The organism is Polynucleobacter sp. AP-Latsch-80-C2 (assembly GCF_018882185.1).
Classification (GTDB): domain Bacteria; phylum Pseudomonadota; class Gammaproteobacteria; order Burkholderiales; family Burkholderiaceae; genus Polynucleobacter.
This window is the reverse complement of record NZ_JACVOY010000002.1, coordinates 13,580-40,115: the sequence shown is the minus strand read 5'-3', so window position 1 is coordinate 40,115 and position 26,536 is coordinate 13,580. Positions and strand designations below refer to the sequence as shown.

At 46.2% G+C, this 26,536-nt stretch carries 26 protein-coding genes; 21 read left to right on the top strand and 5 right to left on the bottom strand.

What is annotated here, in order from left to right; genetic code table 11:
* Positions 1–3: 3 nt before the first annotated feature.
* The 4 genes from aroB to ICN47_RS02490 are packed head-to-tail and all read right to left on the bottom strand — an operon-like array spanning position 4 to position 3,445.
* A complete protein-coding gene (aroB, locus tag ICN47_RS02505) occupies positions 4–1,086 on the bottom strand; it encodes a 3-dehydroquinate synthase (protein ID WP_216218640.1) in 1,083 nt (360 codons plus the stop codon).
* An 8-nt stretch (positions 1,087–1,094) separates the two neighbouring features.
* Positions 1,095–1,619 carry a shikimate kinase gene (locus ICN47_RS02500; protein ID WP_216218343.1) on the bottom strand — a complete coding sequence of 175 codons (525 nt, stop codon included), beginning with the start codon at positions 1,617–1,619 and terminating at the stop codon, positions 1,095–1,097.
* A gap of 12 nt (positions 1,620–1,631) precedes the next feature.
* Complete coding sequence (locus ICN47_RS02495) at positions 1,632–2,741, bottom strand: secretin and TonB N-terminal domain-containing protein (protein ID WP_255538901.1); 1,110 nt, start codon at positions 2,739–2,741, stop codon at positions 1,632–1,634.
* Complete coding sequence (locus ICN47_RS02490) at positions 2,738–3,445, bottom strand: hypothetical protein (protein ID WP_216218342.1); 708 nt, start codon at positions 3,443–3,445, stop codon at positions 2,738–2,740. Before ICN47_RS02490 ends, ICN47_RS02495 begins: the two co-directional genes overlap by 4 nt.
* A 126-nt stretch (positions 3,446–3,571) precedes the next feature.
* Here ICN47_RS02490 and ICN47_RS02485 point away from each other — a divergent pair, with 126 nt between their 5' ends.
* The 16 genes from ICN47_RS02485 to hisD all read left to right on the top strand — a co-directional run bounded on the left by ICN47_RS02485 (position 3,572) and on the right by hisD (position 22,062).
* Complete coding sequence (locus ICN47_RS02485) at positions 3,572–5,905, top strand: penicillin-binding protein 1A (protein ID WP_216218341.1); 2,334 nt, start codon at positions 3,572–3,574, stop codon at positions 5,903–5,905.
* Positions 5,906–5,917: 12 nt separating this feature from the next.
* Positions 5,918–6,622, top strand: a complete 705-nt coding sequence (locus ICN47_RS02480) for a transposase (protein WP_216218340.1) — start codon at positions 5,918–5,920, stop codon at positions 6,620–6,622.
* Positions 6,623–6,817: 195 nt separating this feature from the next.
* A complete protein-coding gene (locus ICN47_RS02475) occupies positions 6,818–11,563 on the top strand; it encodes a glutamate synthase-related protein (RefSeq protein ID WP_216218339.1) in 4,746 nt (1,581 codons plus the stop codon).
* A 38-nt stretch (positions 11,564–11,601) separates the two neighbouring features.
* Positions 11,602–13,065 (top strand): glutamate synthase subunit beta, encoded by a 1,464-nt coding sequence (locus ICN47_RS02470; RefSeq protein ID WP_216218338.1) that lies wholly within the window; start codon positions 11,602–11,604, stop codon positions 13,063–13,065.
* Positions 13,066–13,074: 9 nt separating this feature from the next.
* Entirely contained in the window at positions 13,075–13,926 is an 852-nt protein-coding gene (locus ICN47_RS02465; RefSeq protein WP_216218337.1) for an ABC transporter ATP-binding protein, read from the top strand.
* Between the two features lie 2 nt (positions 13,927–13,928).
* The gene (mlaE, locus tag ICN47_RS02460; RefSeq protein WP_370626257.1) at positions 13,929–14,723 is read left to right on the top strand and encodes a lipid asymmetry maintenance ABC transporter permease subunit MlaE; all 795 of its coding nucleotides are present in this window, start codon (positions 13,929–13,931) and stop codon (positions 14,721–14,723) included.
* Between the two features lie 21 nt (positions 14,724–14,744).
* Positions 14,745–15,227: an outer membrane lipid asymmetry maintenance protein MlaD gene (gene mlaD / locus ICN47_RS02455; protein WP_216218335.1), complete on the top strand. Its 483-nt coding sequence runs from the start codon at positions 14,745–14,747 to the stop codon at positions 15,225–15,227.
* A 41-nt stretch (positions 15,228–15,268) separates the two neighbouring features.
* The gene (locus ICN47_RS02450; RefSeq protein WP_255538900.1) at positions 15,269–15,973 is read left to right on the top strand and encodes a VacJ family lipoprotein; all 705 of its coding nucleotides are present in this window, start codon (positions 15,269–15,271) and stop codon (positions 15,971–15,973) included.
* A gap of 64 nt (positions 15,974–16,037) precedes the next feature.
* On the top strand, positions 16,038–16,670 hold the full coding sequence (locus tag ICN47_RS02445; protein ID WP_216218333.1) for a phospholipid-binding protein MlaC: 633 nt from the start codon (positions 16,038–16,040) through the stop codon (positions 16,668–16,670).
* Positions 16,671–16,696: 26 nt separating this feature from the next.
* Entirely contained in the window at positions 16,697–16,954 is a 258-nt protein-coding gene (locus tag ICN47_RS02440) for a lipid asymmetry maintenance protein MlaB (RefSeq protein ID WP_216218332.1), read from the top strand.
* 4 nt (positions 16,955–16,958) lie between these two features.
* A complete protein-coding gene (locus ICN47_RS02435; protein ID WP_216218331.1) occupies positions 16,959–17,711 on the top strand; it encodes an ABC transporter ATP-binding protein in 753 nt (250 codons plus the stop codon).
* A complete protein-coding gene (locus tag ICN47_RS02430) occupies positions 17,708–18,496 on the top strand; it encodes an ABC transporter permease (protein ID WP_216218330.1) in 789 nt (262 codons plus the stop codon). Before ICN47_RS02435 ends, ICN47_RS02430 begins: the two co-directional genes overlap by 4 nt.
* Positions 18,497–18,507: 11 nt before the next feature.
* Positions 18,508–18,756, top strand: coding sequence for a BolA family protein (locus ICN47_RS02425; RefSeq protein WP_216218329.1), 249 nt, complete (start codon positions 18,508–18,510; stop codon positions 18,754–18,756).
* 47 nt (positions 18,757–18,803) lie between these two features.
* A complete protein-coding gene (gene murA / locus ICN47_RS02420; RefSeq protein WP_216218328.1) occupies positions 18,804–20,078 on the top strand; it encodes a UDP-N-acetylglucosamine 1-carboxyvinyltransferase in 1,275 nt (424 codons plus the stop codon).
* A gap of 20 nt (positions 20,079–20,098) precedes the next feature.
* On the top strand, positions 20,099–20,725 hold the full coding sequence (hisG, locus tag ICN47_RS02415; protein WP_216218327.1) for an ATP phosphoribosyltransferase: 627 nt from the start codon (positions 20,099–20,101) through the stop codon (positions 20,723–20,725).
* A gap of 11 nt (positions 20,726–20,736) precedes the next feature.
* A complete protein-coding gene (hisD, locus tag ICN47_RS02410) occupies positions 20,737–22,062 on the top strand; it encodes a histidinol dehydrogenase (protein ID WP_216218326.1) in 1,326 nt (441 codons plus the stop codon).
* Between the two features lie 14 nt (positions 22,063–22,076).
* Here the strand turns inward: hisD and hisC are convergent, their stop codons facing one another.
* Entirely contained in the window at positions 22,077–23,144 is a 1,068-nt protein-coding gene (gene hisC / locus ICN47_RS02405; protein ID WP_216218325.1) for a histidinol-phosphate transaminase, read from the bottom strand.
* Between the two features lie 116 nt (positions 23,145–23,260).
* Here hisC and hisB point away from each other — a divergent pair, with 116 nt between their 5' ends.
* From hisB to hisI, 5 genes are read left to right on the top strand one after another with little or no spacing between them, the layout of a single operon-like run.
* Entirely contained in the window at positions 23,261–23,848 is a 588-nt protein-coding gene (gene hisB / locus ICN47_RS02400; RefSeq protein WP_216218324.1) for an imidazoleglycerol-phosphate dehydratase HisB, read from the top strand.
* Between the two features lie 51 nt (positions 23,849–23,899).
* Complete coding sequence (hisH, locus tag ICN47_RS02395) at positions 23,900–24,559, top strand: imidazole glycerol phosphate synthase subunit HisH (RefSeq protein ID WP_216218323.1); 660 nt, start codon at positions 23,900–23,902, stop codon at positions 24,557–24,559.
* Between the two features lie 20 nt (positions 24,560–24,579).
* A complete protein-coding gene (gene hisA / locus ICN47_RS02390; protein ID WP_215358861.1) occupies positions 24,580–25,341 on the top strand; it encodes a 1-(5-phosphoribosyl)-5-[(5-phosphoribosylamino)methylideneamino]imidazole-4-carboxamide isomerase in 762 nt (253 codons plus the stop codon).
* Entirely contained in the window at positions 25,341–26,099 is a 759-nt protein-coding gene (gene hisF, locus ICN47_RS02385; protein WP_216218322.1) for an imidazole glycerol phosphate synthase subunit HisF, read from the top strand. Before hisA ends, hisF begins: the two co-directional genes overlap by 1 nt.
* Before the next feature lie 21 nt (positions 26,100–26,120).
* Entirely contained in the window at positions 26,121–26,516 is a 396-nt protein-coding gene (gene hisI, locus ICN47_RS02380) for a phosphoribosyl-AMP cyclohydrolase (RefSeq protein WP_216218321.1), read from the top strand.
* Positions 26,517–26,536: the final 20 nt, after the last annotated feature.

The window sequence follows — 26,536 nt, the reverse complement described above, 5'->3', positions numbered from 1 at the left end:
CTTTTAAGCAGCCCCTGTGGCTGCTAAAGTTTCAATCACCTGTGCATCGGGCACACTCTTAATTTGTGCTTTGCCGATCTTCTCAAGAATCACATAGCGAATTTGTCCGCCCTCTGTTTTTTTATCAACTTGCATCAATTCCATATATCGGGCTGCGCCAAATTTGGGGGGCACGATCGGTAAGTTCATGGACTGAATAATCTTGGTCAACCGTGCTACATCGTCTTGACTAATGTGATTGAGTCGGCAGGATAGATTGGCGCCCATGACCATGCCGCAACCTACGGCTTCACCATGTAACCATTCGCCATAGCCCATGCCTGCTTCGATAGCATGACCAAAAGTGTGGCCAAAATTTAAAGTCGCTCGAATGCCTCCCTCACGCTCGTCGGCGGAGACCACAGCAGATTTAATTTCGCAGGAGCGTAAAACAGCATGAGCCATAGCATCGGTATCGCATGCCAACAAAGCACTTGCATTGGCCTCAATCCAATCTAAAAAGACGGCATCAGCAATAGCGCCATGCTTTACTACTTCAGCTAGTCCAGCAGAGAGTTCGCGGGCAGGCAATGTCTTTAAGGTATTTAAATCGGCAATCACTGCGGCTGGCTGATGAAACGCGCCAATCATATTTTTCCCAAGCGGATGATTGATGCCCGTTTTTCCGCCGACTGAAGAATCTACCTGCGCTAATAATGTCGTAGGCACCTGAATGAAGCGCACGCCCCGCATAAAGCTCGCCGCAGCAAAGCCAGTCATATCCCCAATCACACCACCACCTAATGCCACCAACATGGTTTGGCGATCAGCACCAAACTTTAAAAGATCATCAAATATGAGTTGAAGGTTTTTCCAGTCTTTGTAAGACTCCCCATCTGGCAAGACAATTGTTTTTACCGCTTTACCAAAGCTTGCTAAGGTTTTCGTAAGCCGCTCTGCATACAGTGGGGCAACGGTGGTATTGGTAACAATGTAGATGGAAGTTGCTTTTTCACAGGCGCTAAATAAAGCGGGTTGATCAATTAAGTCAGCCCCAATGTAAATAGGATAACTACGGCTACCAAGATCAACTTCAAGTGTTTTCATCATCGTATTTAGTTCGAAAGTTCAAGCTGCATGATTAAGGTGTTGACCAATTGATTAACGCTGGGTTTTCCAGTTTCAATGACATGGTCAGCAATTTCACGATAGAGAGGGTCGCGAACCGCATATAAGTTTTCTAGAATTTTTTTAGGGTCACCACTTTTTAATAAAGGACGTCCCTCGCCACCCTTAGTGCGATGCCATAGTTCAATGGGATTAGCGTGCAAATAAATGACGGTGCCCTGTTCGCTGAGTGCTTGACGATTTTCTGGCAGAAGAACAGCACCACCACCTGTTGCCAAAATAATGTCATGTTCGGCAGTCACTTCACGAATGGTTTGTGCTTCGCGTTTGCGAAATCCTTCTTCACCTTCCATTTCGAAGATAACGGGAATCTTCACGCCACAACGATCTTCAATCAGATGGTCAGCATCTAAAAATCGGCGCCCTAATTTTTTTGCCAGCACTTTACCAACGGTCGACTTTCCGGCGCCCATGAGGCCAATCAGGAAGATATTGTTGGTTGAAGAGTTCACCCTTCGATTTTATTAGGGTTTGTCTAGAACGGTGGGTGTTAAGAAGACTAGTAGCTCCGTTTTATCTTGTAATGTGGATTTATGGCGAAATAAGTGACCAATAATAGGAATATCTCCTAAGAGCGGAACCTTCACCTCATCCTCCCGCTCTGTAGTTTGAAATATTCCGCCAATAATGGCGGTGCCCCCGTTTTCTACGGTCACCTCTGAACTCAGGCTTTTGGTATCAATGGCATATCCCTGCTCAGTTTTCATGCCAATAGTGTCTTTATTGATCCCAACGAGCATGGAAATTTTTCCATCTGGATGAATCTTCGGAAGTACCTCTAAACGTAAGTTGGCCTTTCGGAACTGGAGTTTGCTGCCGCTTTGTGAGGTCGTTTGATAGGGTAGCTCAGTACCTTGTTCAATCGTGGCCTTTACCTGATCCCCTGTCATGATGCGCGGGTTGGACAAAATCTTGCCTTGTCCCTCTGACTCCAGGGCGGAGAGTTCGATCTGCAAAAGCCGCTGAGCATTTTTAGAAACCAGGGTTGCCGCCATGCTCGCAGGGTTAAATCCACTCAGACCAGCACCACTCAAATCTAGGCTGCCAACGATGTTTCGATCGGTATTGCCACCAAGGGCATTGGCCTGAGATCCCAGCTTAACCCCAAGCTCCTTTGCAAAGCGCTCATCCGCCTCAACAATCCGAGCTTCGATCAAAATTTGTCTTGGGCTATGAATGTGATCTCCTCCAAAAGGAAGTGCTGCATCCTCACGACGATATTTTTGAAAAGCCAGGATTTCAGCATGTGGTCCAATCCAATAAATATCGCCATTACGAATAATGCGCAAACCCCTGCTAGCCAAAATGGAGTGAAGTGCGGTTTGCCAAGGGGTGTTGTTAAGGTTGATAGAAACCTTCCCTTTGATGGAATCACTCAGTAAAAAGTTGCTGCCACCAAGCTTTGCCAAAACCTGTAAAAGCTCGGTAACTTCGATATCTGAGAAATGTAAGCTAACTGGCATTTGTGCCAAGTTTTGGCTTGGCATATTTCCGTAGCTTGGGCGCCCTAAAAAGGAGATAGAAATGACCAGGGTCAGCAGTAGGTGAAGCCATCTTTTTTGGGTTTTAGTCATTCGCTTTTCATGGTGTGAAGAACAAGAGATTTGCCTTGTGGGTGAGTAAGGGTGACAAGCTCTTTTTCGATTGAAGTAAGACGCCATTCACCTAGAACCAAAGCGCCTTTAGAAAACAGGGCATGAGATTTGCCCTGATGGAAAAGGGCCTGCTGGATGTCCCCCATTTGACTGCTGCCTAAATAACGCCAACGACGTAACTCCTGCTCATGAGGATGGGGTTTTGGCTTTGTGAATGCCTTGGAATTGGGCTTTATCTCCTTTAATGAGTGAATACTCACTTCTAATAATTCTATTTCCTCATATAGAGAATCAAAATCTTCATCAAGCTCCTTGCGCATTAAGGCCAATTCCGTTTGTAGTTTCAATATCTGGATATTGGAGTCCCCGGCTTGTGTATCTGAGCTGCTTTTAGAGCTGTCGTAAGCCAAAAATAAGCCGAAGATCAAGCCCACAAAACACAGGGCTAAAGCTAAGAAAGCCCCTAATTTTTTTACTTGATTGAGGAGTTCAGGCTGACGTACGGGATCGAAAAAAGAGGGAGATTTTGAAGGGTTTGGGGCTTGAGGAATGGCGGTCTTTGGGGCGCCAGATTTACGAATTCCATGGGGATCTGGGATGGCTGGATCATCACCGAGTTCGCTCAAAATAGAGTCAAAAGATTGTGGGGAAATATGGCGTGATGGCATGGCAATATTCTTCATTTCTTGGAATATAAAAACCATCGGCTAAAGCTTAAATTGGGATCGGAAAGCGCCTTTTGGGAAACTCTAAAACCAGGGTTTTGGAGCTTTTAAGGGAATTGCTTAAGCGCCCTATAATTTGGACATATGGCTCTACCCCCTAAAGACAAGCCGCCGATCAATCAGCGAACCCCCCGTCAGCCTGACAGACGTCCTCGGCAATATGGGGCACAAGCACATCCTCAAAGATCTTCTAGCAATCCATTAGTCAAAGCCCTACTCATTATTGGCGTGGTGTTTGCAGTGGTGGTGGCGCTATTAATGGGCTATGCATTTTTAATTGCTAAACCCAATTTGCCCAAGATTTCTGCCTTAACGGATTACAACCCGAAAACGCCTTTGCGGATCTATACAGCGGATAAGGTTTTGATTGGTGAGTTTGGTGAGGAGCGCCGTAAGGTGATTCCTTTGAATGAGATTCCACAAAGTATGCGTAATGCAGTTCTCGCTATTGAGGATGATCGTTTTTATTCACATGGGGGTGTTGATTATGTTGGCATCCTTAGGGCGGCAGTGACCAATCTGCGTGGCAACCTTTCTCAGGGCGCCTCCACTATCACGATGCAAGTCGCACGAAATTTCTTTCTCAGCAATGAGAAAACATTTAGCCGCAAAATATATGAAGTCTTATTGTCTTGGGAAATTGAATCACAACTGACCAAAGACAAGATCCTTGAGATCTATATGAATCAGATTTTCTTGGGCCAAAGGGCTTACGGATTTTCTAGTGCGGCGCAAATTTACTTTGGTAAAGAACTAAAAGACATCACTATTGCAGAATCGGCTATGTTGGCAGGATTGCCTAAGGCGCCATCAGCCTATAACCCCGTGACCAATTTCCGGCGCGCCAAGATTCGTCAAGAATATATCTTGCAGCGGATGCGCGATTTGTCCTATATCTCACAAGAGGATTATCAAAAGGCGATCGCTGAGGAGTTACATATTCGCGGCCTAGGCAATGAATTCAGTGTGCGGGCAGATTTCCCTGCTGAAATGGTTCGGCAATTACTCTTTACGCAGTATGGCGATGCAATCTACTCTCAAGGTATCGATGTGTATACGACGATCTTGAAGGCTGATCAGGAAGCGGCTTATAAAGCAGTGCGCCGTGGCATTTTTGAGTACGACTTACGTCATGCCTATCGCGGACCAGAGGGATTCATCACACTGCCTGAGGATCCCGTAAAACGTCAACGCGCAATCGATGAAGCTCTTTTGGCTTACCCACAGTTAGATGATTTGCAGTCTGGTGTTGTGCTCGATGTCAAACCAAAAGAAATGCAGGTCATGATTTCAACAGGTGATGTGATTGCAATTAAAGGCGAAGGTCTGAAGTTGGCTACAGCATCGCTCACTGATAGCGCTCAGCCTAAAAAACGTTTACGTCCAGGCGCGATCGTGAGATTGCTATCAGATGGTGGAGTGTGGAAGTTGGCGCAGTTGCCGCAAGTAGAGGCTGCTTTTGTCTCTATGAACGCTGAAACCGGAGCCATCCTGTCTTTGGTAGGTGGCTTTGATTTCCGCCGCAATCAATTCAATCACGTTACTCAAGCCCTGCGTCAGCCAGGTTCCTCCTTCAAGCCTTTTATTTATGCAGCCGCAATTGAAAAAGGTTTTTCTCCAAGCACTGTCGTAAATGATGCACCTCTATCTATCGGCAGCATGGAGACTGGCAGCCAAGCTTGGGAGCCAAAGAATTACGATGGGAAGTATGACGGCATGATGCGTTTACGCAATGCCTTAGCTAAATCTAAAAACTTAGTTTCAGTACGCATCATTCGCGCTATTGGCCCCTCTTATGCACAGGAATATATTCAGCGTTTTGGTTTCGAACCAGAAAAGCACCCACCCTATTTGACAATGGCATTGGGCGCGGGATCTGTTACTCCACTACAAATGGCATCAGCCTATAGCGTATTTGCCAATGGCGGCTATCGCGTTGACCCATTTCTGATTGACAAGATGGTCGACTCCAAAGGCGTAGTTTTATTTGAAGCGAAGCCAACCCATGCTCGCGAAGATGCAACAAGAGTCTTAGACGCTCGCACTGCCTTTGTGATGGATAGCATGCTGCAAGAGGTAACGAAGACGGGAACTGCAGCATCCGCTCGTGCTAAGTTAGGCCGTAATGATATTGCTGGAAAAACCGGTACAACCAATGAATCACATGATGCTTGGTTTGCTGGCTACAACCCTAAAGTTGTAGCGATCGCGTGGATTGGTTTTGATAAGCCAGCGAGCTTAGGTGATCGTGAAACTGGTGGTGGCTTGGCTTTGCCTATGTGGATTTCTTATATGGGTATTGCCTTGAAGGATGTGCCACAAGAGGCACGTGAAGTGCCCAGTGGAGTAACACAGGTCGATGGCGATTGGTTTATCCCTGAGTTCTCTAACGGCGGCGGCGTACGCGAACTTCAGTAGCGTATTGACATCATGGCTCGGCAAGCGCGCACGGTCATACCAGGTCAGGCAATGCATGTCATGGTGCGTGGTAATAATCGAGAAGTACTTTTTTTTAGCGAAGAAGATCGCCGTATTTATTTAGAGTGGCTGCGAGAAGCTGCTAAGCAATTTTCTTGCTCAGTACATGCTTTTGCATTAATGCCCAATCATGTGCATTTATTGTTAACCCCGCAAAAAGAAGATTCACTTGCAAAAACCATGCAGTCTTTGGGAAGGCGCTATGCGCAATATTTCAATCAACAGCACAAACGATCAGGAACTATTTGGGAAGGACGCTATCGCTCGTCCTTAATTGATCCTGATTATTTTTTACGTTGCCAGCGTTACATTGAATTAAATCCAGTGAGATCTGGTTATGAATCCAGTCCACAAGACTCCAGTTGGACAAGTTTTGTTAGTCACATTGGCGGAAACTCTGAACCCTGGTTAGTCGATCATCAGAACTTTTGGCGATTAGGTAATACGCCTTTTGAAAGGCAAATGGGTTGGGCTACCTTTGTAAAAGAGGGCGCACCCCATTGGGAAGACAGGCAAATCACCGAGTCCTTGGTTCGTTCCAAACCTTGGGTGAGTGATATTTACGCCCAAAAGCTCTTTAAAGACAGCCCTGAGCTGGCCCAAATTCGTCACCGTGGGCGCCCGAGAAAAATAATTACTTTAAATTCAAAAGCTTAGAAAGCTTTTAAGTTGTACTAAATTTACCTTGCCGAGGTGATTTTCTTGACTCTGTCCCTTTTTCAGTAATTCATTTTGGTGCGGCACATAATTAAATGGGACAGATTAATTTTATTTCTATTGCATCAGCATGGGTATTCACCTATATTTGATCCTCCAAAAGTAATCAGGCCTTTGTCGCCCCTCGGAAATACTATGACTACACAATTCAATTCAGATCTTCGTCCAATCGCTCATGGTTTATATGATCCCCAAAATGAGCATGACGCTTGTGGCGTAGGATTCGTTGCCCACATCAAAGGCAAAAAATCGCACGAGATTGTTGCTCAAGGCTTGAAGATTCTTGAGAACTTAGATCACCGCGGTGCAGTCGGCGCCGATCCTTTGATGGGTGACGGTGCCGGAATCTTGATTCAGATTCCTGACACGCTCTATCGCGAAGAGATGGCTAAGCAGGGCGTTACATTGCCACCCTTCGGTGAGTATGGCGTCGGTATGATTTTCTTGCCTAAGGAGCATGCCTCCCGTTTAGCATGCGAACAAGAATTAGAGCGCACAGTCCGTTTAGAGGGTCAGGTTGTGTTGGGTTGGAGAGATGTTCCGGTGGATGTGAAGTTGCCGATGTCCCCAACTGTACAGATGACTGAACCTTTTATTCGGCAAATTTTTATTGGTCGTGGCCGCGACATCATGACGACCGATGCACTTGAGCGTAAGTTATATGTGATTCGTAAAACAGCAAGTCATGCGATTCAAGATTTGCATTTGAAGCATGGCAAAGAATATTTTGTTGCATCTATGTCAGCGCGTACGATTGTTTACAAAGGTTTGCTCTTAGCAAATCAAGTAGGTGCTTATTACCAAGATCTGCAAGATAAGCGCACCGTATCCGCACTAGCCTTAGTGCATCAGCGTTTTTCTACCAATACGTTCCCTGCATGGGAATTAGCTCACCCGTATCGCATGATTGCGCACAACGGTGAGATCAATACTGTTAAAGGAAACGTGAACTGGGTGAACGCCCGTGAAGGTGCTATTAGTTCCCCAGTATTGGGCGATGATTTAAAAAAATTGTGGCCATTAATTTATCCAGGTCAGTCAGACACAGCATGCTTTGATAACTGTTTAGAGTTATTGGTAATGGCAGGTTATCCATTGGCTCAAGCCATGATGATGATGATTCCAGAGGCATGGGAACAGCATGCATTGATGGATGACAATCGCCGTGCTTTCTATGAATATCACGCTGCCATGATGGAGCCATGGGATGGCCCAGCTGCAATGGCATTTACCGATGGTCGTCAAATTGGTGCAACTTTAGATCGCAATGGTTTGCGTCCAGCGCGCTATTACGTAACGGATGATGATTTAGTGATCATGGCATCTGAGGCAGGTGTACTGCCTATTCCGGAAAGCAAGATTGTTCAAAAGTGGCGTTTGCAGCCTGGCAAGATGTTCATGATTGACATGGAGCAAGGTCGCATTATTGATGACGTTGAGCTCAAGAATGCAGTATCAAAAGCCAAGCCTTATAAGAGCTGGATTGATGCAGTTCGTGTGAAGCTTGACGAAGTGGACGCAAGCAAAGCGGATTTGGTAGACGAGAAAACCAATATTCGTCCAGCAGCAAAATTACTTGATCGTCAGCAGGCTTTTGGTTACACCCAAGAAGATATTAAATACCTCATGGCGCCAATGGCGATGAATGGTGAAGAGGCAATTGGATCAATGGGCAACGATAGCCCATTGGCGGTGCTATCTAACAAGAACAAGCCACTCTATAACTACTTTAAGCAATTGTTTGCGCAAGTGACCAATCCTCCGATTGACTCTATCCGCGAAAACATGGTGATGTCTTTGGTGTCTTTCATTGGGCCTAAGCCGAACCTGTTAGACACAAACAACATCAACCCTCCAATGCGCTTGGAAGTGAGTCAGCCAATTCTAGATTTTGATGACATCACTAAGATCCGTCATATTGGGCATTACACAAACGGTAAATTCCGCTCATATGAATTGGATATTTGCTACCCAGCATCTTGGGGCAAGGCTGGTATTGAAGCTCGCCTAGCTTCTTTGTGCGCAGAGGCAGCGGATGCAGTGCGTTCTGGCTACAACATCTTGATTGTGAGTGATCGTCAGGTTGATGAGAACCATGTAGCTATTCCTGCTTTGTTGGCAACCTCAGCAATTCATCAGCATTTGGTACAAAAAGGTTTGCGTACGAGCGTTGGTCTGGTGGTTGAAACTGGTAGCGCTCGCGAGACACATCACTTTGCACTCTTGGCTGGATATGGCGCTGAAGCAGTTCATCCATACCTCGCAATGGAAACATTGGCAGAGATGGCAAAAGGTTTGTCAGGTGAGTTGTCTGGTGAAAAGGCTGTTAAGAACTTCGTTAAAGCAGTTGGTAAGGGCTTGCAAAAAGTCATGTCCAAGATGGGCATCTCGACTTATATGTCCTATACCGGTTCGCAGATATTTGAAGCCATTGGTTTGAATCATGATGTGATTGATCAGTATTTCAAAGGTACCCCGTCCAATGTGGGTGGTATTGGTGTATTTGAAGTGGCTGAAGAAGCGCTGCGTATGCATAGCGCAGCGTTTGGTAGCGATCCAGTCTTGACCAATATGTTAGATGCTGGTGGTGAGTATGCTTTCCGCATTCGTGGTGAGAACCATATGTGGACTCCAGACACCATTGCTAAATTGCAGCATTCGACTCGTATCGGTGCGGATAAGGGCTATCAGACTTATAAAGAGTACGCGAACATCATTAATGATCAAACTAAGCGCCAGATGACTTTGCGCGGTTTGTTTGAGTTCAAGATTGATCCAGCAAAAGCAATTCCATTGGATGAAGTAGAGCCAGCTAAAGAAATCGTCAAACGTTTTGCTACGGGCGCGATGTCATTAGGTTCTATTTCTACCGAAGCGCATGCAACACTTGCGATTGCGATGAACCGTATCGGCGGTAAGTCTAATACTGGTGAGGGTGGCGAAGATCCAAATCGCTACGTGAATGAACTTAAGGGTATTCCCATTAAGAAGGGTGAAACCTTATCGAGTATTTTGGGAAGCGATGTTGTTGAGGCCAATATCCCATTGTTGGATGGCGATTCATTGCGCTCCAAAATTAAACAGGTTGCTTCTGGTCGCTTTGGCGTCACTGCTGAATACTTGCGTTCTGCTGATCAATTGCAGATCAAGATGGCACAAGGTGCTAAGCCAGGTGAGGGTGGTCAATTACCAGGCGGTAAAGTGACTGACTATATTGGTAAGTTACGCTTCTCAGTACCAGGTGTCGGTTTGATTTCACCTCCTCCACACCACGATATTTATTCGATTGAAGATATTGCCCAACTGATTCATGACTTAAAGAACGTCAATCCAAAAGCGGACGTCTCTGTGAAGTTGGTGTCTGAAGTGGGTGTTGGCACGATTGCTGCGGGTGTTGCCAAGGCTAAAGCTGATCACGTTGTGATTGCTGGTCATGATGGCGGTACTGGGGCTTCTCCTTTGTCATCAATCAAGCACGCTGGTTCACCATGGGAGTTGGGTTTGGCTGAAACACAGCAAACCTTGGTTCTCAATGGCTTGCGTAGCCGCATTCGGGTTCAAGCTGATGGTCAGATGAAGACCGGTCGTGACGTAGTCATTGGTGCCCTCTTGGGTGCTGACGAGTTTGGTTTTGCGACAGCCCCATTGGTGGTTGAGGGTTGCATCATGATGCGTAAGTGCCATTTGAATACTTGCCCTGTCGGTGTTGCTACACAAGATCCAGAATTGCGTAAGAAGTTTTCTGGCAAGCCAGAGCATGTTGTGAATTTCTTCTTCTTTATTGCGGAAGAGGCTCGTGAAATCATGGCGCAATTGGGTATCCGTAAGTTTGATGACTTAATTGGACGTGTTGATTTCTTGGATGCTCGCAAGGGTATTGATAACTGGAAAGTTCATGGCTTAGATTTCACCAAGATTTTTGCTGAGCCGAAGGTGGCTGCTGATGTGCCACGTTATCAAGTGCTTACTCAAGATCATGGCCTGGCTAGCGCACTCGACAATATTTTGATTGAGAAGAGCGAGCCGGCGATTGAGCGTGGCGAAAAGGTCTCCTTTATTGTTCCTGTGAAGAACGTAAACCGTACTGTAGGTGCAATGCTCTCAGGAGAAGTTGCTCAACGTTATGGTCATGCCGGTTTGCCTGATGACACCATTCATATTCAATTAAATGGCACCGCTGGACAAAGCTTCGCAGCCTTCTTGGCGCATGGCATCACTTTGGATTTAGTAGGCGATGGCAATGACTATGTAGGTAAGGGCTTATCTGGCGGACGTGTGATTGTCCGCGCGCCACATGAGTTCCGTGGCGATACTGCGAAGAACATCATCGTTGGCAATACCGTTTTGTATGGTGCGATTGCTGGTGAGGCTTTCTTCAACGGCGTTGCAGGTGAGCGTTTTGCGGTTCGTAACTCTGGCGCTACTACGGTTGTCGAAGGTACGGGCGACCACGGTTGTGAATACATGACTGGTGGAACCGTGGTGGTACTGGGTACAACTGGTCGTAACTTTGCTGCCGGTATGAGTGGCGGTATCGCTTATGTCTATGACGAGGATGGCTTGTTTGAGAAGCGTTGCAATACCAGCATGGCCACTTTAGAAAAAGTATTGCCTTCTGCTGAGCAAATTGCCAAGATGCCTCAGGCGCAATGGCATGCCCCACTTGATGTCAAAGATGGTGGCGAGCGTTTAACCGATGAGCAAATTTTGAAAACATTGATTGAGCGTCATTTCCGTCACACTGGTTCAGAGCGTGCAAAAGCGCTCTTGGCTGATTGGGAAAATGCTCGTGGTCGCTTTATCAAAGTTCTCCCAACCGAGTACAAGCGTGCTTTAGGTGAGCTGTGGGAAAAGACTCAAAACAAAACAGTTGCTGCTTAATTAATACGGCTATTAAGAAAAGATACTAAGGATTAGATATGGGTAAGGTCACTGGATTTATGGAGTTTGAGCGTGTCGATGAAACATACGAAGCGCCCGTTAAACGTCTCCATCACTACAAAGAATTCGTTGCTGCATTAACGGACGAGGAAGCAAAGGTTCAAGGCGCGCGTTGCATGGACTGCGGTATTCCGTTTTGTAATAACGGTTGTCCAGTCAACAACATCATTCCTGATTTCAATGATCTGGTTTTCCATAATGACTGGAAAAATGCCTTAGATGTTTTGCAATCAACCAATAACTTCCCTGAGTTCACTGGCCGTATTTGTCCAGCACCTTGTGAAGCGGCTTGTACTTTGGGCATCAACCGTGCGCCGGTGGGCATTAAGTCTATTGAGCATGCAATTATTGATAAGGGCTGGGAAAGCGGCTGGGTTAAACCACAACCTTCTAAAACCAAGACCGGAAAAAAAGTAGCGATTGTCGGTGGCGGCCCTGCTGGTATGGCGGCAGCTCAACAACTCGCGCGCGTTGGACACGATGTAACGGTATTTGAAAAGAACGATCGCGTTGGTGGATTACTTCGTTACGGTATTCCCGATTTCAAAATGGAAAAGTGGTTGATTGATCGTCGTGTTGAGCAGATGCAAGCTGAGGGCGTCAAATTTGAAACAGGCGTCTTTGTTGGCAAAGAAGCAATGGGTGTTGAGGTCAAGAATTACTCCACCAAGACTGTTTCACCTGAACAGTTGATGAAAGATTTTGATGCCGTGGTAATTACAGGTGGCGCTGAGCAGCCACGTGATTTGCCTGTGCCTGGTCGTGAATTATCTGGCGTTCACTATGCTTTGGAATTTTTAATTCCGCAGAACAAAGAGAATGCCGGCGACTTTAAAAATGAAATTCGTGCAACGGATAAGCATGTGGTGGTTATTGGTGGTGGCGATACGGGATCTGATTGCGTTGGTACATCTAACCGTCATGGTGCTACACAAGTTACCCAATTTGAATTGTTGCCACAGCCACCAGAAGTAGAAAACAAGCCTTTGGTCTGGCCATATTGGCCAACCAAGTTACGCACTTCTTCATCCCATGAGGAAGGTTGTGAGCGTGACTGGTCCGTAGGAACCAAGCGTTTTGAAGGTAAAAATGGCAAAGTCGAGAAGCTCATTGGCGTCCGCCTGGAGTGGAAAGACGGAAAAATGGCAGAAGTGGCAAATTCTGAATTTGAGATTAAGGCCGACTTAGTGCTTTTAGCGATGGGATTTGTGTCTCCAGTGCAGCAAGTGTTAAATGCCTTTGGTGTTGAAAAAGATGCCCGCGGCAATGCAAAAGCGACTGTTGAGGGTCAAAATGCCTATCAAACGAACGTTCCGAAGGTATTTGCTGCAGGCGATATGCGTCGCGGCCAATCCCTGGTGGTTTGGGCCATTCGCGAGGGTCGTCAGTGTGCCCAAGCAGTAGACCAGTATTTAATGGGGTCATCTGTTTTGCCTAGATAATAGGGAGATATGAACAGTGGTCAGTCAAACTCTTTGGATTTAGGTAAAAAAGTCGCTGGCGAAGTCGTTGTCGCCATCAAGGACGTTGACTTTTCCTACTCCCCTGGCGGTCGCCAAATCTTGTCTGGACTCAACATGGAGTTCAGACGAGGTCAAGTTGTGGCGGTTATGGGTGGATCGGGTTGCGGCAAGACTACTATTCTTCGCCTCATCGGCGGTCAATTCACAGCGCAATCAGGTCAGGTTTTATTCGAAGGTCATGATATTGGCAAGATGAACACCGTTGAGCTTATGGCAGCTCGACGCCGTATGGGAATGCTGTTTCAGTTTGGCGCTTTATTTACTGACCTCAGTGTTTTTGAGAATGTTGCTTTTCCTTTGCGCGAGCATACCAATTTGAGTGAAGAGTTATTGCGCTCTTTGGTGCTTATGAAATTGCATGCAGTCGGTTTACGCGGTGCGCGTGATTTAATGCCTTCCCAAATTTCTGGCGGGATGGCAAGACGCGTTGCCCTTGCTAGAGCGATTGCTCTAGATCCCCCTTTGATTATGTATGACGAACCTTTTGCTGGCTTGGATCCGATTTCACTTGGCATTACGGCGCGCTTAATTCGTGATCTCAATAACGCCCTGGGTGCTACCAGTTTGTTGGTCACGCATGACGTTGAAGAAACCTTTGAAATTGCGGACTACGTTTACTTTATTGCCAATGGCCGTATTGGTGCAGAAGGCACTCCCGAAGAACTCAGCCGCTCTTCAGATCCTTTCGTAAGACAGTTTTTAGATGCTTCACCGGATGGTCCAGTACCGTTCCACTACCCAGGAAATACCTTGGAAGAAGATTTTGGAGTGAAGGTCTGATGATGGCGCTATCTAAAATTTTGGATGTGCTGGGCAACCTCGGATTTTTTATTCGCAGCAATATCAGCGCTTTGGGTCTTGCAGCACGAGTATTTTTTGCAGTTATTTGGCGCTCTGGATTTTTACTGAAAAGACCGCGTTTAGTGATCGATCAAATTTTATTTGTTGGCAATCACTCCTTTGTCATCATTGCTGTCTCCGGATTATTTGTTGGTTTTGTATTAGGGCTTCAGGGTTACTACACCTTAAATCGTTATGGCTCTGAACAGGCCTTGGGTCTATTGGTGGCCCTGTCTTTGACTCGAGAATTAGGTCCTGTAATAACCGCACTATTGTTTGCGGGTCGCGCAGGAACTTCATTGACTGCAGAAATTGGTTTGATGAAAGCGGGCGAGCAACTTAGCGCAATGGAAATGATGGCGGTAGATCCTTTGGCACGTGTGATTGCGCCAAGATTATGGGCTGGCATTATTTCTATGCCAATCCTGGCAACTATCTTTACAGCTGTGGGCGTCATCGGCGGTTACTTTGTGGGCGTTCCTTTGATTGGCGTAGATTCCGGGGCGTTTTGGTCTCAGATGCAAGGCGGCGTTGACCTATTTTCTGATATTGGTAATGGCCTCATTAAGAGCATTGTGTTTGGGGTGGCTGTGACATTTATCGCACTTTATCAAGGCTACGAAGCACGACCAACACCAGAGGGTGTTTCGCAAGCAACAACACGTACGGTAGTGATTTCATCATTAGCGGTTTTAGCATTAGATTTCTTGCTAACTGCCATGATGTTCTCAAATTAGAAAGAATAAACTGAGGTTCTTATGAGAAAAAGTGCAATTGATGTTTGGGTCGGATTATTCGTTGCTATTGGTTTGTTGGCAGCTTTCTTTCTGGCATTAAAAGTAGGCAATATGAACGCTGTGTCATTTGCACCTACTTATAAAATTTCTGCACGATTTGACAACATTGGCGGCCTGAAGCCTCGCGCACCAGTCAAGAGTGCTGGTGTCGTTGTTGGAAGGATTGCCAATATTTCCTTTGATGACAAAACATATCAAGCTACTGTGGTGATGACCATTGAAGATTCTTATAAATTTCCAAAAGATTCTGCAGCAAAAATTTTGACCTCTGGTTTATTGGGTGAGCAATACGTTGGTCTCGAAGCTGGTGGCTCTGACGATATGTTGGCAGAAGGCGGAAAAATTAGCCAGACGCAATCTGCAGTAGTGCTTGAAAATTTAATTAGTCAGTTCCTCTATAACAAGGCTGCTGATAGTGGCCAAGATAAGGGCGCAGCAAAGTGATTCCTTGGATGGTTAGACTAAAGCGCTTGCTATTGCTTAGCATGACCTGCCTCGTTGTAGGCTGCGCATCGATACCTGCTGGTGTTGAGCCGTCCCCGAATGATCCTTGGGAGCCCTTCAATCGCTCGGTATTTGAATTTAACGAAGGACTTGATGCATATCTGCTAAAGCCTGTAGTGGCGGCTTATCGGTTTATCTTGCCAGAGATTGTGCGCGAGGGCATTTATAACTTTTTTAGTAACTACAGCGATATTTACACCGCCTTGCAAAATCTTTTACAAGGCAAACCTGACTATGCCTTCAATGACATCATGCGCGTCGCCGTCAATACCATATTTGGTATTGGTGGTTTGATGGATGTGGCAACACCTGGGGGTCTGGAGAAGCATAAAGAAGATTGGGGTCAAACTTTTGGTGTCTGGGGTATCCCCGCCGGTCCTTATGTTGTGCTGCCATTTTTTGGGCCCAGCACGGTGCGTGACACTTTTGGTACGGGCGCCGATTTAGAGTCTGATTACTTGTTTAAGTACATTCCTGATGTTGGTCTACGCAATAGCATCACTGGTTTGCGGGTTGTAAATACGCGCAACACCTATTACGAAGCGGGCGATCTATTGGACGGTGCCGCTATTGATAAATATAGCTTTATGCGCGATGCCTATCTGCAGCGTCGTGAGTATCAGATTAAAGAAGGTCGCGAAGATGAAGAGCCTTTGATGCCGGTTTACGAAAATCCTTACGAATAACTGTTGCGCCTTGAAAGGGCTAAAATTAGCCTTAATGTACATAGCGTTAATCGGACGAAAGCTTATGAAAATCACTAAAACAATTTTTCAATGGATTGCTGCAGGATTAATCCTGTCTTCTGGGGCGCTCTTTGCTCAAGTTCCTGATCAAAATACCCCTCCTGATGCTTTGATCAAAATGGTCGTGTCTGATGTTATGAGTTCTGTGAAATCAGATCCTGATATTCAAAAAGGCAATATCCCCAAAGTCATGGATTTGGTTGAGAAGAAGATTGTTCCTTTTACCGATATGCGCCGCACTACTGAGATGGCGATGGGTCCTAATTGGAAAAAAGCAACGCCTGAGCAGCAGGCCATTCTTACGGCTGAATTTAAAAATTTATTGATGCGCACATACTCTGGAGCATTGAGTCAACTGCGTGACCAGACGGTGCAATTTAAAGCGCTGCGTGCCGCCCCTGATGACAAAGAAGTTATTGTTAAAACCGTTGTGATTGGTCGTGGCGATCCAGTACCTTTAGATTACCGCTTGGAAAAAGGCGCCAATGGCTGGAAGGTTTATGACATGAACATCATGGGTGCTTGGCTAGTTGAGGCTTACCGTAATCAATTTTCTAATCAGATTAGCCAAAATGGTATCGATGGCTTAGTTAAGTTTTTACAAGATCGCAACAAGCAGTTGGCGACTGGCAAATAATCACCTACCTTTAGAAATAGATAAACATGCCCTTCTTTTTGCCTCAGGTAGTCACGCAGGAAAATGCCCTGCAAATTCAACAAGAGGGCTTATCTAATCTTGCGACGTTGACATATATTGATTGCTCTTCCCTGAAAGATTTTGATTCAACCGTTCTGACAGTTTTATTGTCTTGGCAGAAAACCTTGCAAGCTCAAGGTCAATCTATTTCTGTAGTGCATGCACCTGAAAAATTAAAAGTCTTGTCTGGCGTCTATGGCGTCTCTGCATTGCTAGGTTTGTAACAGCATGCACTCAGCAATTTCTATACGGAGTATTTCCAAAAACTATGGCGCGCTTCAGGCCCTAAATGATGTTTCATTGGCTATTGAGCCGGGCGAGTTTTTTGGTTTACTTGGCCCCAATGGCGCTGGTAAAACTACTTTAATTTCTATCTTGGCTGGTTTGGTCAGACCAGATCATGGGCATGCCGCCATCATGGGTGCCGACGTACAAAAGAATTTTCGTGATGCCCGCCGTATGTTGGGTGTTGTGCCGCAAGAGTTAGTCTTTGATCCCTTCTTTACTGTGCGTGAGACTTTGCACTTTCAGTCAGGCTACTTTGGCATTAAGAATAATGATGCTTGGATTGATGAGATTATGGCTAACCTGGATCTCACCAATAAAGCCGATAGTAATATGCGCTCCTTATCGGGCGGTATGAAGCGTCGAGTCTTAGTTGCTCAGGCTTTGGTACATCGCCCCCCAGTCATTATTTTGGATGAGCCTACTGCAGGGGTGGACGTTGAGTTGCGTCAATCCTTGTGGCAATTTATTAGCAGACTTAATCAAGACGGCCACACGATTGTGTTGACCACTCACTATTTAGAAGAGGCGGAAGCTTTGTGCCAACGCATTGCCATGCTTAAGCAAGGCAAGATTGTTGCCTTGGATACCACTGCAAACTTATTGACTCGTTATGGTTCTGTGAAGAAGGATGGCGAAGGTAAAACCGATTTAGAAGATGTGTTTGTGAACATCATGTCGGGAGGTGCTAGATGAAAAATGCACTGAATAAGCCTGTTTTGGAATACGGCAGTGGCTTTCCGACTTTATTGCGTAAAGAAATCAAGCGCTTTTATAAGGTTGCTTTTCAGACGGTAGCAGCACCAGTACTCACAGCAATTTTGTACCTCATGATTTTTGGTCATGTGCTTGAAGGTAAAGAAATTTATGGGCGTCTGAGTTACACCGCCTTTTTGATTCCGGGTTTAGTCATGATGACGGTGTTGCAAAACGCTTTTGCCAATACCTCATCCTCCTTGATTCAATCGAAGGTTACTGGTAACTTAGTCTTTGTATTGCTAGCCCCATTAAGCCACTTTGAGTTTTATGCTGCCTACATCCTAGCTGCAGTATTTCGTGGGATCGTGGTCGGTTTAGGTGTTTTTCTCATTACCGCTTGGTATGGTTTGCCTGGCCTTGAATATCCTCTATGGATTTTTATATTTGCTTTCCTGGGTGCAGCAATTTTAGGAAGCTTGGGTTTGATCGCTGGTATTTGGGCGGATAAGTATGATCAGCTAGCCGCTTTTCAAAACTTTTTCATCATGCCTGCTACGATGCTGTCGGGCGTTTTTTATTCCATTCATTCTTTGCCACCAGCGTGGCAAGCGGTGTCGCATTTCAATCCCTTTTTCTACATGATTGATGGATTCCGTTATGGGTTCTTTGGGGTGTCTGATATTTCCCCATGGACAAGTTTATTGATCGTAGGCTCTTTCTTTGTAGTGGTTGCGGCTATTGCTTTACGGATGCTACAAAAGGGCTATAAGCTCAGACATTAAAGGAGAAGTAGATGTTGCCAACCCCAGAACAGATTGAGGGCTATATCCAGCAAGGGATAGAGTGCACCCACATTAAGGTAGAGGGAGATGGACAACATTTTTTTGCCACAATTGTCAGCCCCCAGTTTGAGGGTAAGCGCTTGATTCAGCGCCATCAGTTGGTATACGGGGCAATGGGCGATCGTATGAAGGCAGAAGTGCATGCTTTATCCATTAAGGCATATACCCCAGAAGAATTTGCGCAAAATCCTGCCGCATAAAATAGCTTGACTCTTTATTACATAAAAGTTTTTACTGGAATCGTTTCATGGACAAATTAAGAATGGTTGGCGGAACCCCACTGAAGGGTGAGGTTGTCATTGCTGGCGCTAAGAACGCAGCACTCCCCATTCTATGCGCATGCTTGTTAACGGACCAGCCCATTGTTTTGCGCAATGTTCCAGATCTGCAAGATGTGCGCACGATGCTCAAGCTTTTGCAAGAAATTGGCGTGACAGTAACATTTCCTGATCAGGCCGATCACAGCCATTTAGTTTTAAATGCCGGCGTTATCAAAAGTTCTGAAGCAACCTATGAGATGGTGAAAACCATGCGTGCTTCCATTCTAGTGTTGGGCCCCTTGCTCACTAGAATGCATAGTGCCAAGGTGTCTTTACCAGGTGGCTGTGCTATTGGTGCCCGCCCTGTTGACCAGCACATCAAAGGCCTCAAGACTATGGGGGCCACCATTAAGATCAAGAGTGGCTATATACAAGCAGAAACGAAGCCACCGCTTGGTCGATTAAAAGGCGCTTCTATTTTGACCGACATGATTACGGTGACGGGAACAGAAAATTTACTGATGGCAGCAACCCTTGCATCAGGAACAACCGTTTTAGAAAATGCAGCGCGCGAACCAGAGGTTGGTGACCTAGCAGAACTGCTAGTGAAGATGGGCGCGAAGATTTCAGGAATTGGTAGCGATCGTTTAGTCATTGAAGGAGTAGAAAAACTGCACGGTGCAGAACACTCAGTCATTCCTGACCGCATTGAAGCAGGAACCTTTTTATGCGCGGTAGCTGCTGCTGGTGGTGAGATATTGGTAAAGCATTGCCGTCCTGATACCTTGGATGCAGTCATTGTCAAACTCAAAGATGCTGGTTTAGAAATGGAAGTTGGGCCCGACTGGATTAAAGCGTCCATGCAAGGGCGTCCTAAAGCTGTGAGCTTTCGTACTTCTGAATACCCCGCGTTTCCAACGGATATGCAGGCTCAGCTCATGGCGGTAAACGCAATAGCCAATGGAAGCTCGACGATTACTGAAACCATTTTTGAGAATCGCTTCATGCACGTTCAAGAGCTCAATCGCCTCGGAGCTGAAATTGCAATTGAGGGCAATACTGCAATTGTGCAGGGCGAAGAAAAGCTTTCCGGGGCTATTGTGATGGCGACCGATTTGAGGGCATCAGCAAGTTTGGTGATTGCTGGTTTGGCTGCTCAAGGCGAAACTCAGGTGGATCGGATTTACCATTTAGACCGTGGTTATGACCGTATGGAGCAAAAGTTGACCCTCTTAGGGGCCAATATTCAGCGCATAAAGTAAGCCTAGTGGATAATTAGTCCATGAAATTGACTCTAGCCCTATCGAAGGGGCGCATCTTTGAAGAAACAGCAGAGATCCTATCGAAGGTCGGTATTGTGCCGCTCGAGGATCCAGAAAAGTCACGCAAGCTCATTATTGAAACAACCAATCCGGATGTGCGTTTAATTATTGTGCGCGCTTCAGATGTGCCGACTTATGTGCAATTTGGTGGAGCAGACTTTGGGGTTGCCGGCCTTGATGTATTGATGGAAAAGGGCACTGCGGGTCTCTATGTGCCATTTGATTTGGGCATTGCGAAATGTCGTATGTCAGTGGCCGTACGCGAAGGTTTTGATTATGCTGCGGCAGTGAAACAAGGCTCTCGTTTAAAAGTGGCCACCAAGTATGTCAATTGCGCGCAAGAACACTTTGCGAATAAAGGCGTCCATATTGATACGATCCACCTTTATGGATCGATGGAGCTTGCGCCTTTAGTGGGCTTAGCAGATGCGATTGTGGATTTGGTTTCTACCGGAAATACGTTGCGTGCAAACGGCTTGGTTGAGGTTGAGCCGATTGCTGATATCAGTGCGCGTTTAGTGGTCAATCAAGCTTCGTATAAGCGGAAGCATGCACAGCTGCAGCCAATTTTTGAGTTGCTGAAATAAGCCCCATTTAAATGTCTTCTACTCCCATTCAAGTAAAGCGTCTCAATAGTCTGGAGCCAGGCTTTAAAGATACTTTATTGTCTAGTCTTTCATTGCCAATGGCAGATGATGAGGCCATTGATGCTGCAGTCTTGAAGATCTTGGCAGCAGTCAAGGCTCAGGGTGATGAGGCAGTACTCAATTTCACTAAGCAGTTTGATCGTTTAAATACTGCTAGCGTTTCCGAATTAGAAATTTCTCGCAAAGATTTAGAGCAAGCTTACGTGGCCTTGCCTGCAGATCAAAAAATCGCTTTAGATACAGCTGCGCAAAGGGTGCGGGCATATCACGAAAAGCAAAAAATTGAAGCGGGTTGTCATTCTTGGGAATATGAAGAAGCGGATGGTACGCGTCTAGGTCAAAAAGTGACTGCACTTGATCGTGTGGGGATTTATGTTCCTGGCGGCAAAGCGGCTTATCCCTCTTCTGTATTAATGAACGCAATTCCCGCAAAAGTGGCGGGCGTTAAAGAGGTCATCATGGTAGTGCCTACTCCTGAGGGCGCTCGTAACCCGCTGGTCTTGGCTGCTGCCTACTTGGCAGGCGTTGATCGCGTATTCACTATTGGTGGTGCTCAAGCTGTTGGTGCGCTAGCTTTTGGTACACAGACGATTCCTGCTGTCGATAAGATTGTTGGTCCTGGCAATGCCTATGTTGCAGCCGCAAAGCGCAGAGTATTTGGCACTGTTGGCATTGACATGATTGCTGGCCCATCAGAAATTTTGGTTCTGTGCGATGGCACGAGTAATCCAGATTGGGTAGCCATGGATTTGTTCTCACAAGCTGAACATGATGAGCAGGCCCAATCTATTTTGTTGTGCCCTGATGCAGCCTTTATTGAGCAAGTGCAAGCGAGTATTAACAAGCTACTTCCTGAAATGCCTAGAGCCAAGGTTATAGAAGCCTCGCTGATAAATCGCGCTTTATTGATTCAGGTAAAAGACATGAATGAAGCTTGCGATATTGCCAATGACATCGCTGCTGAGCACTTAGAGATCTGTGCAGCAGAGCCACGCAAGTGGGCTGAGAAAATTCGTCATGCTGGCGCCATTTTTATGGGTAATTACACCAGCGAATCCCTCGGAGATTATTGCGCTGGCCCGAATCATGTTTTACCTACAGCACGCACGGCACGTTTCTCATCGCCACTGGGTGTTTATGATTTTATTAAGCGCTCGAGCATGATTGAAGTCAGCGAAGCTGGTGCGCAAACCTTAGGCGCAGTAGCCAGTACCCTAGCTCACGGCGAGGGCTTGCAAGCGCATGCTCGTGCTGCTGAGATGCGTCTCAAAAAGTAAATTCAGAAAAGAAACTAAGCCAGAATTTCTTGTAGGGCAGAAATCAATTCTTGACTCTGCTCATCTGTACCGATGGTGATGCGCAGAAATTCTTCGATACGTGCCAATTTGAAATGGCGCACGATAATGCCGCGATCACGCAAGGCTTGATAGATTTTTGCGCCAGCATGTTGAGGATGGCGCGTAAAAATAAAATTTGCCGTTGAAGGTAGTGTGACAAATCCCAGCTTATCTAGTGCGGCTACTAAGGTCTGTCGCGTTTGAATCACTTTTGCACAGCTAGCTTCTAGATGGGCTTGATCTTCAATGGCAGCAGTAGCGCCTGCAAGCGCCAGGCGCCCCAGTGGATAGGAGTTAAAGCTATTTTTGACTCGCTCTAAGCCTTCAATTAAGGCGGGGTGACCTACCGCAAATCCAACGCGGAGTCCCGCCAGTGCCCGTGACTTTGATAGTGTATGCACCACCAATAGATTTTCTGGGCATTGCGCACCTTGTAAAAGCGGGATGCAAGATTCAGTTCCGTAATCTACGTAAGCCTCATCAATCACCAGCATTGAATCTGTATTGCGCGCCAGAAGTGTTTCAATTTCTGAACGAGTAATTGCTCTGCCGGTTGGCGCATTCGGATTAGGGAAAATAATTCCACCATTCGATGTTTTGTAATCGGCTAGATTGATTTCAAAATCTTTGCCAAGCGGAATGGTTTGGTAATCAATGCCAAAGAGCTTGCAGTACACCGGATAAAAGCTATAGGTGATATCTGGAAAATGCACTGGCTTACTTTGTTTCAGTAGGCCAGCAAAAACATGGGCCAATACTTCGTCGGAGCCATTACCTAAAAACACTTGGTTTGGATTTAAGCCATGCAAATTAGCGATCGCTTGTTTGAGCTTTGCACCTTCTGGATCTGGATAAAGACGTAAATCCGCAGTGTTTTGGTCGCCAATTGCAGCAAGTGCTTTTGGGGAGGGCCCATAGGGGCTCTCATTGGTGTTGAGCTTTACTAGCCGCTGCATTTGCGGCTGCTCCCCGGGAACGTAGGGGGTTAAGGTTTGAACAACAGGGCTCCAAAAACGGCTCATGAGGGTACTCGGGTCAAAAATCAGAAAGAAAGTGAGGCAATATCTGCATTTGTAAGTCTTCTAGGAATGATATTATGAGGCTTCAATCAACACTTCGCCTCGCGGCGCAATGAAGCATGCGGCAAGCCGACGTTACCCGAAACACTTCGGAAACCAAAATTCAAATTGCCATCAATCTGGATGGCACCGGTAAGGCTGATTTAGCCTCTGGAGTCCCATTTTTGGATCATATGCTCGATCAGATTGCCCGTCACGGCATGATCGACCTAAAAGTGGTCGCCAAAGGCGACACACATATTGATGATCACCATACAGTTGAGGATGTTGGCATCACCCTAGGTCAGGCTTTTGCCAAGGCAGTAGGTGATAAAGCTGGTATTACCCGTTATGGCCATTCTTATGTTCCCTTGGACGAAACCCTATCTCGAGTCGTAATCGATTTTTCTGGGCGTCCTGGATTGGAATTTAATGTGCCCTTTACCCGTTCCCGCGTGGGGGACTTCGACGTTGATCTCAGTATTGAGTTCTTCCGAGGTTTTGTGAACCATGCTGGCGTGACTTTACACATCGATAATTTGCGCGGCATTAACGCGCACCACCAGATTGAAACCGTGTTCAAGGCATTTGGCCGCGCATTGCGTATGGCTTTAGAAATTGACCCACGTGCTTCTGGTGCCGTTCCTTCAACTAAAGGTAGTCTCTAATTTAGACACCCCCTAGTTGCCCAGTAGACAACAGCAGACAATAGGCTAACTTTGGCGCAAACCATTGCGATCGTCGATTACGGAATGGGTAACTTACGTTCCGTGTATCAGGCATTTCATCATGTCGCTCCTGATGACAATGTTTTGATTGCGCACAAGCCTGAAGATATTCGCTCAGCAGATCGTGTGGTGTTGCCTGGTCAAGGCGCGATGCCCGATTGCATGAAACATCTCGAAGAGTCTGGCTTGTTAGAAGCATTGCTTGAGGCTTCAAAAAGCAAGCCACTCTTAGGGGTATGTGTCGGCGAACAAATGCTTTTTGATCAGAGTGCTGAAGTGCGTTCTAGCCAAGAGCAGTGGACACCTTGTTTAGGCCTGATTCCAGGTGAGGTGCGTCGCTTTGAGTTGCTTGGTAAAAAACAGGTTGACGGATCTGCTTATAAGGTTCCCCATATGGGCTGGAATCAAGTACGTCAGGATGGCAAACACCCCCTTTGGGAAGGCATTCCAGATTTAAGCAGTTTTTACTTTGTCCATAGCTACTATGTTGTACCGCAGCGCCAAGAAGATTGTGCGGGTTCTACTGAATATGGTGATTGGTTTACTTCTGCGGTGGCGCGGGGTAATATTTTTGCAACACAATTTCATCCGGAAAAAAGTGCGGAATACGGTTTAAAGCTTTATAAAAATTTTGTTTCTTGGCAACCTTAATTTATTACTAACGTCTCTCTATGCTGCTCATTCCCGCAATTGATCTTAAAGATGGCCACTGTGTTCGATTGGAACAAGGTGACATGGATAAAGCCACGGTTTTCTCTGAAGACCCGGGTGCTATGGCAGCCCATTGGATTAGCAAAGGTGCGCGTCGCTTACACCTAGTCGATTTGAATGGTGCATTTGCCGGCAAACTAAAAAATGAATCTGCTATTAAATCTATTCTGAAGGCAGTGGGCAATGAAATTCCGGTGCAATTGGGTGGTGGCATTCGTGACCTCGAAACGATTGAGCGCTTACTTGATGATGGTATTAGTACCGTCATTATTGGAACGGCCGCTGTTAAAAATCCAGGCTTTGTACAAGATGCTTGCACTGCATTTCCTGGTCATGTCATGGTTGGCTTGGATGCACGTGATGGCAAGGTAGCAACCGATGGTTGGAGCAAGATTACAGGCCATGAAGTGATTGATCTGGCCAAGAAATTTGAAGATTGGGGCGTTGAAGCCATTATCTATACTGACATTGGTCGAGATGGCATGCTCAAGGGCGTCAATATTGAAGCTACCATTAAATTGGCTCAAGCCATTCGTATTCCGGTAATTGCCAGTGGTGGCCTATCGAATAATCAAGATATCGAAGCACTATGCAAAGCTGAAGAAGAGGGTGTGATGGGTGTGATTGCAGGGCGTTCTATTTATGCCGGCGATCTGGATCTCGCAGCTGCGCAAAAATATGCTGATGAGTTAACGCTCAAGTACGCAAAGAAAATTATCTAGTGTTAACCAAAAGAATTATTCCTTGCCTTGATGTCACAGCAGGACGTGTAGTTAAGGGCGTCAACTTTATTGGATTACGCGATGCAGGTGATCCTGTAGAAATTGCTAAGCGTTATGACACTCAAGGCGCAGACGAACTTACCTTTTTAGATATCACTGCAACTTCCGATGGGCGCGATCTCATTTTACACATCATTGAAGATGTTGCATCTCAAGTCTTCATTCCGCTCACTGTTGGCGGTGGCGTACGTGCTGTAGCGGATGTGCGTCGCTTACTCAATGCCGGTGCCGATAAAGTAAGTATGAATTCTTCTGCGGTGGCTAACCCTGATTTAGTATCTGATGCGGCAGCTTATTACGGTTCGCAATGCATCGTGGTGGCAATTGATGCCAAGCAAACTGAGGCGGGCAATTGGGAGGTGTTTACCCATGGCGGCCGCACGGCTACGGGCAAAGATGTCGTGGAGTGGGCTAAAGAAGTTACACAGCGTGGCGCTGGAGAAATTTTGTTAACCAGTATGAACCGTGATGGTAGTAAAGATGGATTTGATTTAGCGCTCACTGCTGCTGTTAGTGATGCTGTATCTGTGCCGGTGATTGCATCGGGGGGTGTTGGTAACTTACAGCATTTAGTCGATGGGATCACTAAGGGCCACGCAGATGCAGTATTAGCTGCAAGTATTTTTCACTATGGTGAATATACGGTACAGCAAGCCAAGGAATACATGGCGTCGCAAGGTATTCCAGTCCGCATTTAAAAATCGCGGTAAAGTTAATCCATGAGCACATTTACCCCTATTGCCTCTTTACCAGCTGGCCCATGGCTAGACGCGGTCACCTGGAATGAGCAAGGTTTGGTTCCAGTCATTGCACAAGAAGTCGGTAGCAAAGATATTTTGATGATGGCTTGGATGAATCGCGATGCTTTATTAGCAACCTTGCGTTTAGGTGAGGCTGTTTATTGGACTCGCTCAAGACAAAAGTTATGGCACAAGGGCGAAGAGTCTGGCCATACGCAAAAAGTAAAAGAAATTCGTTTAGATTGTGACGGCGATACGATCGTCCTGATGGTTGAGCAGAAGGATGGCATTGCTTGCCATACTGGGGAGCACAGTTGCTTCTTTAGGCAATGGGATAGTGGGCAATCCAATTGGAGCAAAATCAGCAAAGACTGACCCAATAGACCTTATAAAAG

Coding starts and splice junctions, on each gene's coding strand:
- ICN47_RS02490 (WP_216218342.1), bottom strand. CDS start 3,445: ATGAAGAATATTGCCATGCCATCACGCCATATTTCCCCACAATCTTTT.
- hisA (WP_215358861.1), top strand. CDS start 24,580: ATGCTGCTCATTCCCGCAATTGATCTTAAAGATGGCCACTGTGTTCGA.
- ICN47_RS02480 (WP_216218340.1), top strand. CDS start 5,918: ATGGCTCGGCAAGCGCGCACGGTCATACCAGGTCAGGCAATGCATGTC.
- ICN47_RS02450 (WP_255538900.1), top strand. CDS start 15,269: ATGACCTGCCTCGTTGTAGGCTGCGCATCGATACCTGCTGGTGTTGAG.
- ICN47_RS02475 (WP_216218339.1), top strand. CDS start 6,818: ATGACTACACAATTCAATTCAGATCTTCGTCCAATCGCTCATGGTTTA.
- ICN47_RS02485 (WP_216218341.1), top strand. CDS start 3,572: ATGGCTCTACCCCCTAAAGACAAGCCGCCGATCAATCAGCGAACCCCC.
- mlaE (WP_370626257.1), top strand. CDS start 13,929: ATGGCGCTATCTAAAATTTTGGATGTGCTGGGCAACCTCGGATTTTTT.
- ICN47_RS02495 (WP_255538901.1), bottom strand. CDS start 2,741: ATGACTAAAACCCAAAAAAGATGGCTTCACCTACTGCTGACCCTGGTC.
- hisD (WP_216218326.1), top strand. CDS start 20,737: ATGTCTTCTACTCCCATTCAAGTAAAGCGTCTCAATAGTCTGGAGCCA.
- hisG (WP_216218327.1), top strand. CDS start 20,099: ATGAAATTGACTCTAGCCCTATCGAAGGGGCGCATCTTTGAAGAAACA.
- ICN47_RS02440 (WP_216218332.1), top strand. CDS start 16,697: ATGCCCTTCTTTTTGCCTCAGGTAGTCACGCAGGAAAATGCCCTGCAA.
- ICN47_RS02425 (WP_216218329.1), top strand. CDS start 18,508: ATGTTGCCAACCCCAGAACAGATTGAGGGCTATATCCAGCAAGGGATA.
- ICN47_RS02445 (WP_216218333.1), top strand. CDS start 16,038: ATGAAAATCACTAAAACAATTTTTCAATGGATTGCTGCAGGATTAATC.
- mlaD (WP_216218335.1), top strand. CDS start 14,745: ATGAGAAAAAGTGCAATTGATGTTTGGGTCGGATTATTCGTTGCTATT.
- hisI (WP_216218321.1), top strand. CDS start 26,121: ATGAGCACATTTACCCCTATTGCCTCTTTACCAGCTGGCCCATGGCTA.
- ICN47_RS02430 (WP_216218330.1), top strand. CDS start 17,708: ATGAAAAATGCACTGAATAAGCCTGTTTTGGAATACGGCAGTGGCTTT.
- ICN47_RS02470 (WP_216218338.1), top strand. CDS start 11,602: ATGGGTAAGGTCACTGGATTTATGGAGTTTGAGCGTGTCGATGAAACA.
- hisC (WP_216218325.1), bottom strand. CDS start 23,144: ATGAGCCGTTTTTGGAGCCCTGTTGTTCAAACCTTAACCCCCTACGTT.
- aroB (WP_216218640.1), bottom strand. CDS start 1,086: ATGAAAACACTTGAAGTTGATCTTGGTAGCCGTAGTTATCCTATTTAC.
- murA (WP_216218328.1), top strand. CDS start 18,804: ATGGACAAATTAAGAATGGTTGGCGGAACCCCACTGAAGGGTGAGGTT.
- ICN47_RS02435 (WP_216218331.1), top strand. CDS start 16,959: ATGCACTCAGCAATTTCTATACGGAGTATTTCCAAAAACTATGGCGCG.
- ICN47_RS02465 (WP_216218337.1), top strand. CDS start 13,075: ATGAACAGTGGTCAGTCAAACTCTTTGGATTTAGGTAAAAAAGTCGCT.
- hisB (WP_216218324.1), top strand. CDS start 23,261: ATGCGGCAAGCCGACGTTACCCGAAACACTTCGGAAACCAAAATTCAA.